The sequence below is a fragment of the Nonomuraea diastatica genome, from assembly GCF_004349015.1.
GTDB lineage: Bacteria > Actinomycetota > Actinomycetes > Streptosporangiales > Streptosporangiaceae > Nonomuraea > Nonomuraea diastatica.
In genome coordinates, this window is the sequence record NZ_SMKP01000291.1 from 1 (window position 1) to 8,551 (window position 8,551).

Sequence of the window (8,551 nt, forward strand, 5' to 3'; positions counted from 1 at the left end):
TGCTGAGCGAGCAGGCGGGCGTGCGGGCGGGGGAGCCGGCGTCCTATCCCGCGCTGGTCGCGGTGCCGGTGGCGTTCGCGGTCATGGTCATGATGTCCCTGGTCACGCCGGGCCGGGTGCCGAGCGGGGTGGGACGGATGATGGCCAGGATGCACGTGCCCGAGCCGGGTGCGGGCCCCCCAGACCGCCGCTCGTCGCAGCCCGGTGACCGCTCGTCGCATTAGCACTCTCCGTATGGCGATGACTACAGACCGTTCGACGAGCTGTCCGTAAACGGGGTTTCGCCCCGCATGATCGCGACCGTAGTGTTTCGGCATCGGATAGCCACCCCGGCGCATTGGGGGGACGAGCCGCAAGGGCTCACAGCAGATCTGATGCGCCGGATTCACCGGCGACCGCGCAGGTCGCCGCGGCGGCCGGGCCCTGACCGGGGGGTGGGGCCCGCCACGCCGTTCTGTGAGGGGGCGCCCGCTGAGGCCGCGAGAGCCGGCCCCGCGATCCGGGCCACGGGGGCGCCGGATCACGCGAGCGGGCGTCCCTGTCACGGTCCGTGGCCCGGTTACGGTGGTGCCCTGCTCTGGCTGCCGGCGGTGTCCGCGCCCCCGCGCGATAGGGGTTCGCGCGGGCCGTGCGGCTCTCAGCCGTCGCGGAGCTGCTTCAGCAGGGCGATGTCCTCGGCGTGCTTGGGCGCCTTGCCCGGCGTCTCGATGCAGATCGGCACGCCCGCCACCGCCGGGTGCCGCATCAGCTCGGCGAACGGTCGCGCGCCGATGAGGCCGGCCCCGATGTTCTCGTGGCGGTCCTTCTTGGCGCCGCAGGCGTCCTTCGAGTCGTTGGCGTGGATCAGCTTGAGCCGCCCGGGAGCGATCGTGTGCAGGGCGTCGAACGTCTCCCGCACCCCGCCCTCGGCCGCGAGGTCGTGACCGGCGGCGAAGGCGTGGCACGTGTCGAGGCAGATGCCGGCCCGCGGATGCCAGTCGAGGGCCGCGAGGTAGGGCTCGATGTCCTGGACCGTGGCGCACAGCATGGCGCCCTGGCCCGCCATCGGCTCGAGCAGCAGGTCGGGACCGCCGTCGGGGATCTCGTCGAGCAGCGGCAGGAGGTTTTCCCGCGTCTGGCGCAGCGCGTCGTCGCGGGACTGCGTCACGGCCGAACCCGTGTGCACCACGACCCCCTTGGCGCCGGTCGCCACGCCGCGGCGCAGCGTGTGGCGCACGATCGCGATGGAGTTGGCCAGCGTCTCGGGGCTGGGCGAGCCGAAGTTGGCGAGATAGGGCACGTGGATGAACGTGTCGACGCCCGACTCCGCCAGCCTGGCGTCCTGCTCGGGCTTGCCCTCGGTGAGCGCCCACCCGCGCGGGTTGGTGACGAACACCTGGATCATCTCGGCGCCGATCTCCGCCATGTAGGTCAGGCCGCCCGTCGCGAGGCCGCCCGCCACGGACACGTGTCCGCCGATCAGGGATTTCAGGGTCATGATGACCGCCAGTGTAGGCGCAGTGGCGGACACTTCCTGTACGCCACCGCGGCGGCCCAGTCAGGTGGCCCAATGTGGCGGCCCAATGTGGCGGCCCAGTGTGGCGGCCCAGTGTGGCGGCCTGGTGAGGAGCCCCGGCGAGGCGGCGCGGCGAGGCGGTCCGGTGAGGCGGTCCGGTGAGGCGGCCCGCACAAAGGTTGCTCCAAGAGGCCCGCCTGTCCCCTTTGGCGGGCACGCGGGCGGGTAACGCCTCTTTCGTTCGCCAACGCAGGCCAGACGGGGGAGAGCCCATGCGTGCCATCGCCATTTCCGCCTTCGGAGCCCGGCCGGAGCTCGTCGAGCTGCCACAACCCGTGCCAGGACCCGGCGAGCTGCTGGTCCGCCTGCGGGCCGCGGCCTACAACCCGGTCGACACGAAGATCGCGAGCGGCGCCATGAAAGGGTTGTCGCCCAGGTTCCCGCTCATCATGGGGCAGGACGGCGCCGGTGTCGTGGAGTCCGTCGGGGCCGAGGTCACCGCGTACCGGCCCGGTGACGAGGTCTACGGCCGCTTCAGCCACCCCGCCCGCGGCCTCGGCGGCTACGCCGAGTACGGGGTGGTGGCCCAGGACGGGCCCGTCGCCCGCATGCCCAAGGGCCTGCTGCCCGAGCAGGCCGCGGCCGTGCCCACGGCGAGCGCGACCGCATGTGCCCTGGTCGAGACCGCCGGCCTGGCCGAGGGCCAGACCGTGCTGATCGTCGGAGCGACCGGCGGCGTGGGCCAGGCGGCCACCCAGCTCGCCGCCCTGCGCCGCGCGTACGTCATCGCCACCGCCGCGCCGGACGCGGAGGACCTCATGCGCGACCTGGGCGCCAACGAGACGGTCGACCACACCAGGGGAGACGTGCCCGAACAGGTGCTCGCCGCCTGGCCCGGCGGGATCGACGCGGTGTTCGACCTGGCCACCCCGGCCGACGCCGCCGACGCCATGGCGGGCGTGCTGCGCCCCGGCGGCGTGATCTGCAGCGTCGTCCACGCGCTCAACCCTGACGCCCTGGCCGCGAGAGGGCTGCGCGGCGTCAACGTGATCAACCGGGTCACCCCGGAGGTCCTGACGCGCCTGGCCGAGCTGATCGACGGCGGGGAGTTGCGCGTGCGCGTCGAGTCGCTGGTGCCGCTGGAGGGGGCGCCGGCCGCGCTGCGCGACATCGCCGCAGGTCACGCCAGGGGCAAAACCGTGATCACGATCTGACCCGGGCCGGGGACTTGGAGCATGGCACAAAAGTCCCGGCCATCAGGGCGGGCGGTTCGGAGTTCTCACGGATGGACCGGGCACGTAGCGCATGTGTGTACTTCAGACATGCCCGACACGCTCACCGCGCTCGACGCCTTCAACGCACGGCCACCGGACGAGGCCGAGCGCGACCTGGTCGCCTGCTGCGCCTGCCGCGCCTTCGCCGCGAAGGTCGCGGGCCTGCGACCGTACCGCGGCCTCGGCGAGCTGCTCGCCGCCGCGGACGCGGCCGTGCGCGAGCTGGAGTGGTCCGGCGTGCTGGAGGCGCTGAGCGCGCACCCGAGGATCGGCGAGCGGGCGGCCGGCTCCGGCACGGAGGCGACCTGGTCGCGGCAGGAGCAGTCAGGGGCCGGTGACGCGCCGCGCGCGGCCCTGGCCGGCGGCAACCGGGCTTACGAGCAGCGTTTCGGGCACGTCTACCTCGTCTGCGCCACCGGCCTCAGCGGCGCCGAGCTGCTCGCCAAGCTCACGTCCCGGCTGCGCAACGACGAGGAGACCGAGCGCGACATCGTACGCGCCGAGCTGGCCGCGATCACGCGGGTGCGGCTGCGCAAGCTCATGGGGGAGGACAGATGAGCTTCTCCACACACGTGCTGAACGCGGTCACCGGGCTGCCCGCCGAGGGCGTCCGCGTACGCCTGGAGCACGACGGAAGCGTCCTGGCAGAGGGGCGGACCGACGCCGACGGCCGGATCACAGGCTGGGAGCCGAGGACGGGGGTGCACCGCGTCGTCTTCGACACCGGCGGCTACCTGCCCGAGACGTTCTATCCCGAGGTCGTCGTCACCTTCACCGTGGCCGATCCCGGCCGGCACCACCACGTGCCCCTGCTGCTCAGCCCGTACGCCTACTCCACCTACCGAGGGAGCTAGATGGCCGTCAAGCTTGGGCCCAACCGCTACGGCAAGGCCGGGACGAGGCTCGTCCACGTCGTCAAGGACGGCCCCGTGCACCACATCAAGGACGTCAACGTCAGCACGTCCCTGTCGGGCGACATGCAGGCCGTCCACCTGACCGGCGACAACGCCGCCGTGCTGCCAACCGACACGCAGAAGAACACCGTGTACGCGTTCGCGAGGAAACACGGCGTCGGCCAGATCGAGGAGTTCGCCCTCCTGCTGGCCGGGCACTTCGCCGGGTCGCAACCCTCGATCCACCACGCCAGGGTGGAGATCGAGGAGTACGCCTGGCGCCGGGAAGGGGCGCACTCGTTCGCGCGCGAGGGCGGCGAGGTGCGCACCTGCGTCGTCCACCGCGACCGCGACGGCCGCGCCACCGTGGTGTCCGGGCTCAAGGACCTGGTGCTGCTCAACTCGACGGGGTCGGAGTTCCACGGTTACATCGCCGACGAGTACACCACGCTGCCGCCCGCCACCGACCGTGTCCTCGCCACCGCCGTCGAGGCCCGCTGGCGGCACATCGGCGACACTCCCTCCTACGGCACGTCGTACGAGCGGGTGCGGCGATGCCTGGTCGAGGCGTTCGCGGACACGCACAGCCGCTCGCTCCAGCAGACCCTGTACGCCATGGGCGAGCGGGCGCTGACCGGCTGCGAGGAGATCTGCGAGGTCAGGCTGGCCCTGCCGAACAAGCACCACTTCGCCGTGGACCTGTCGCCCTTCGGCCTGGACAACGACAACGAGGTCTTCTTCGCCGCCGACCGCCCGTACGGCCTGATCGAGGGCAGTGTGCTGCGTGAGGACGCGCCCGACGCCGGATTCGCCTGGGAGTAGACACCGATGGACTTCTTGCGCCCCACGACGTGGGAGGAGGCGCTGGCCGCCAAGGCGGACCGGCCCGACGCGGTGCCCATCCAGGGCGGCACCGACGTGATGGTCGAGCTCAACTTCGACATGCGCAGGCCCGCCACGCTGCTCGACCTCGGCCAGGTGGCCGAGCTGCGCGCGTGGGGCATGGAGGGTGGTGCCTGCCGGGTCGGGGCCGGGGTGCCGTACACGACGATCATCGAGGAGCTGGGCGGGCCGCTGCCGGGGCTCGCCCAGGCCTCGCGCACAGTCGGCTCGCCGCAGATCCGCAACCGCGGATCCGTCGGCGGCAACCTCGGCGCGGCCTCTCCCGCGGGCGACAGCCATCCGCCGCTGCTCGCCGCCGACGCGGTGATCGAGGTGGAATCGCGGGATCGGGGCGTCAGGATGATCCCCGCCACCGCGTTCTACCTCGGGGTCAAGCGCAGCGCGCTGGAACCGGACGAGCTCATCAGGGCCGTGCACGTCAGGCCCGCCACGGGGCCTCAGTACTTCTCCAAGGTCGGCACCCGCAACGCCATGGTGATCGCGGTGTGCTCGTTCGCGATCGCGCTGCGCCCGGGGGAGCGGCGGGTCGGCACGGGGCTGGGATCGGCGGCTCCCACCCCGCGGCGGGCGTACGAGGCCGAGGAGCTGCTGGCGCGGGAGCTCGACTGGCAGGCGCCGCTCGACCCGGCGCTGCTCAGGAGGTTCGGCGAGCTGTGCGCGGCCGCCGCAGCGCCGATCGACGACGTCCGCGGCACCGCCGCCTACCGCGTGCACGCCATCGGTGTGATGGCCCGCCGCACGCTCACGTGGGCCTGGAACGACCATCTGGGAAGGAGGGCCGCCTGATGCGCGTCACCTTCACCGTCAACGGTCGCGAGGAGAGCGCCGACAACGTGTGGGAAGGAGAGAGCCTGCTGTACGTGCTGCGCGAGCGTCTCGGCCTGCCCGGCTCCAAGAACGCCTGTGAGCAGGGCGAATGCGGCTCGTGCACGGTCTATCTCGACGGCGTGCCGGTCTGCTCCTGCCTGGTCGCCGCCGGTCAGGCGGAGGGACGGCAGGTGCGTACCGTCGAGGGGCTGGCCGAGGGGGACCGGCTCGACGCGGTGCAGGAGGCGTTCGCGGAGTGCGGCGCGGTGCAGTGCGGCTTCTGCACGCCGGGGCTGATCGTGCAGGCGCACGACCTGATCGCGCGCGTCGAGCGGCCGTCGGACGCGGAGATCAGGGAGGCGCTGGCGGGCAACCTCTGCCGGTGCACGGGCTACGAGAAGATCCTCGACGCGGTACGGCTGGCCGCGCGGCGAAAGGCGGCCACGTGAGCGACCTCCGCACAGGCTCCGTGCCGGAGCCCTCCCCGGCGCCCGTCATCGTGATCGAGAACGTGCACGTCGCGCCGGTCACCGGCCCCGAGATCCCATCCGGATATATCAGGATCGAGGGGGATCGGATCGTCGCGCTGGGCGCCGGCCCCGCGCCCGCCGCCCCGGGTGCGACCCGGATCGACGGCTCCGGCTGCCTGGCCACGCCCGGCCTGGTCAACACCCACCACCACCTCTACCAGTGGGCCTCGCAAGGGCTCGCGCAGGACGCGACACTGTTCCAGTGGCTGGTGTCGCTCTATCCGGTGTGGGCCGCCATGGACGCCGAGGTGGTCAAGGGGGCCGCCGCCGCCGGGCTGGGCTGGCTGGCGCTGTCGGGCTGCACCACCTCCAGCGACCATCACTACCTCTTCCCCAAGGGGAGGGGCGACCTGTTCGCGGCGGGCATCGAGGCCGCCCGCGAGATCGGAGTCAGGTTCCACCCGGCGCGCGGCTCCATGGACATGGGCGAGTCGAAGGGCGGGCTGCCGCCGGACGTCGTGGTCGAGGAGCTGGACGAGGTCATGACCGCCACGGCGGAGGCCGTCGACGCCCACCACGACCCGTCGTTCTCCTCGATGGTGCGGGTCGCGGTGGGGCCGTGCTCGCCGTTCTCGGCCAGTGCCGAGCTGATGACGGCGTCGGCGGCGCTGGCCAGGTCCAAGGGCGTTCGCCTGCACACCCACATCGCCGAGACGCTGGACGAGGACGAGCACTGCCTGGAGCGGTTCGGGATGCGGCCCGTCGACTACATGGAGAAGCTGGGCTGGCTCGGGCCCGACGTGTGGTTCGCGCACACCGTGCACCTGAGCGACGCCGACATCGGCAAGCTCGCCGCCACCGGCACCGGCTCCGCCCACTGTCCCTCCTCCAACGGCCGGCTCGGGGCGGGCATCGCCCGCGTGTCCGAGATGATGCGCCGCGGCGTGAACGTGGGGCTCGGCGTGGACGGCAGCGCCTCCTCCGAGCTGACCCCGCTGGCCGGGGAGATGCGGCAGGCGTTGCTGTTCCAGCGGGCCCGATACGGTCCCGGGGCGCTCACGGCCCGGCAGGCCCTGGAGCTGGCCACCCTGGGCGGCGCCCGCAACCTGGGCCGCGCGGACGAGCTCGGCTCGCTCGAGCCGGGCAAGCTGGCCGACGTCGTCCTGTGGCCGGTCGGGTCCTTCGCCGCCGCCGTCGCCGACCCGGTGTGCGCGCTGGTCTTCGGGCCGGCGCCGCCGCCGGCCCTGGTGCTGGTCGGCGGGCGGACCGTGGTGGCCGGCGGCGAGCTGAAGACCGTCTCCCAGGACGCGGCCGGGAGCGCGGGCGCCGCCGCCCACCGGCGGCTGGTGCGGCTGGCGGAGGAACGGGGCGTCCAGGTGGACTCGTAGGAGCCGCGCAGCCGCCGGTTCGAGGCCACGCAGTCAGCCGCAGCCGTGCGCGCCCCTGCCCGGTCTGCCCTGGGTCGAGGATGACTAGGGTGGGTGAACAATCCGGAAACGAGCACCCGAACGAACGAGCATCCGGAAGGCGGTCCCGTGACGGCGGAACTCCCAGACGAGCGGCTGGCCCGGCTCAAGAGCACCTTCGCGTCGATCGACACCGACGGCGACGGCTACATCAGCGAGTCCGAGCTCAGGCGGCACTTCCCCGGTCTCCCACCCGAGGCCCTCGGGGCGATGAGCCAGGAGGCCGATCTCGACCAGGACGGTCGTTACTCCCTGGAGGAGTTCATCAGAACGGTCTCCTAGGGACGGTCCGGCACGCGCCTGCCGATCGCCCGGGCAGCGTGTGGGGTGAACGGCCCGGGATGTGATGATGATGAGTCACGCCTTCCTGCCCGCTCGCACCGGGCAGGAAGGCGTGTCAGGACATTGTTCACCATCATGTGGGAGTTCGTTGTGGTTCAGCCTGTTCTGGTCGCTCCGGACAAGTTCAAGGGGTCGCTGACGGCGGCGGAGGTGGCCTCCCGGGTGTCGGCCGGGCTCGGCGTTCCCACGGTGGAGCTGCCGGTCGCCGACGGTGGCGACGGCACCGTCGACGCCGCCGTGGCCGGCGGCTTCACGCGGGTCACGATCGAGGTGACCGGCCCCACGGGGGAGCGGATCCCCGCCTCGTACGCCTGGCAGGCGGCCGGCACGGCCGTGGTCGAGCTGGCGGAGGCGTCCGGGCTGCGCCGGCTGCCCGGCGGGCGCGAGCCCCTGACCGCCACCAGCTACGGCACGGGCGAGCTGGTCGCCCACGCCGTACACCGCGGCGCCAAGCGGGTGGTCCTGGGGCTGGGCGGCAGCGCATGCACCGACGGGGGAGCGGGCATGGTGCAGGCCCTCGGCGCGCGCCTGCTCGACGCCGGCGGCGACGAGCTCCCCCGGGGCGGGGCCGCGCTCAAAGAGCTCGCCCGCATCGACATGTCCGGTTTCCTCGACGTGTCCGGTGTGGAGTTCGTGGTGGCGAGCGACGTGGACAACCCGCTCCTCGGCCCGCACGGCGCCGCCGCCGTCTACGGGCCGCAGAAGGGCGCGACCCCCGACGACGTCAAGACCCTGGAGGGCTCCCTGTCCCGGCTGGCGGCGGTGGCGGTCGCGACGCACGGGTTGGTGGGAGCACCCGAGCGCAGGAGCTCGCCACGAGTGAGCGAGGCACGAGCCAACGAGGAGCGAAGCGGGCGCGACCACGAGCCCGAGCATGACGGCACCCCGCGGGCCATGGGGG

11 protein-coding genes are annotated in these 8,551 nt (G+C 72.8%); 10 read left to right on the top strand and 1 reads right to left on the bottom strand.

Annotated elements, in window-relative coordinates; translation table 11 throughout:
- Positions 1 to 224 (top strand): hypothetical protein (locus E1294_RS53845; protein WP_220448393.1); only part of this gene is annotated, 224 nt, incomplete at its 5' end.
- A 413-nt stretch (positions 225 to 637) separates the two neighbouring features.
- Here the strand turns inward: E1294_RS53845 and E1294_RS49470 are convergent.
- Complete coding sequence (locus E1294_RS49470; protein ID WP_132519492.1) at positions 638 to 1,477, bottom strand: deoxyribonuclease IV; 840 nt, start codon at positions 1,475 to 1,477, stop codon at positions 638 to 640.
- 290 nt (positions 1,478 to 1,767) lie between these two features.
- On the opposite strand from E1294_RS49470, the gene E1294_RS49475 reads away from it, so the two are divergent.
- From E1294_RS49475 to E1294_RS49515, 9 genes are all read left to right on the top strand, one after another.
- Positions 1,768 to 2,709, top strand: a complete 942-nt coding sequence (locus tag E1294_RS49475; RefSeq protein ID WP_132519495.1) for an NADP-dependent oxidoreductase — start codon at positions 1,768 to 1,770, stop codon at positions 2,707 to 2,709.
- A gap of 108 nt (positions 2,710 to 2,817) precedes the next feature.
- On the top strand, positions 2,818 to 3,327 hold the full coding sequence (gene uraD, locus E1294_RS49480; protein WP_132519498.1) for a 2-oxo-4-hydroxy-4-carboxy-5-ureidoimidazoline decarboxylase: 510 nt from the start codon (positions 2,818 to 2,820) through the stop codon (positions 3,325 to 3,327).
- On the top strand, positions 3,324 to 3,623 hold the full coding sequence (uraH, locus tag E1294_RS49485) for a hydroxyisourate hydrolase (RefSeq protein WP_132519501.1): 300 nt from the start codon (positions 3,324 to 3,326) through the stop codon (positions 3,621 to 3,623). Before uraD ends, uraH begins: the two co-directional genes overlap by 4 nt.
- Positions 3,624 to 4,484, top strand: a complete 861-nt coding sequence (gene pucL / locus E1294_RS49490) for a factor-independent urate hydroxylase (RefSeq protein WP_132519504.1) — start codon at positions 3,624 to 3,626, stop codon at positions 4,482 to 4,484.
- A 6-nt stretch (positions 4,485 to 4,490) separates the two neighbouring features.
- The gene (locus E1294_RS49495; RefSeq protein WP_132519507.1) at positions 4,491 to 5,351 is read left to right on the top strand and encodes an FAD binding domain-containing protein; all 861 of its coding nucleotides are present in this window, start codon (positions 4,491 to 4,493) and stop codon (positions 5,349 to 5,351) included.
- Positions 5,351 to 5,821 carry a (2Fe-2S)-binding protein gene (locus E1294_RS49500; protein WP_132519510.1) on the top strand — a complete coding sequence of 157 codons (471 nt, stop codon included), beginning with the start codon at positions 5,351 to 5,353 and terminating at the stop codon, positions 5,819 to 5,821. The genes E1294_RS49495 and E1294_RS49500 overlap by 1 nt, the downstream gene beginning before the upstream one ends.
- On the top strand, positions 5,818 to 7,230 hold the full coding sequence (locus tag E1294_RS49505) for an 8-oxoguanine deaminase (protein WP_425465285.1): 1,413 nt from the start codon (positions 5,818 to 5,820) through the stop codon (positions 7,228 to 7,230). The genes E1294_RS49500 and E1294_RS49505 overlap by 4 nt, the downstream gene beginning before the upstream one ends.
- 147 nt (positions 7,231 to 7,377) lie before the next feature.
- Positions 7,378 to 7,590, top strand: a complete 213-nt coding sequence (locus E1294_RS49510) for an EF-hand domain-containing protein (protein WP_132519513.1) — start codon at positions 7,378 to 7,380, stop codon at positions 7,588 to 7,590.
- Positions 7,591 to 7,740: 150 nt separating this feature from the next.
- The coding region (locus E1294_RS49515) for a glycerate kinase (protein ID WP_246083840.1) at positions 7,741 to 8,551 on the top strand (811 nt) is incomplete at its 3' end.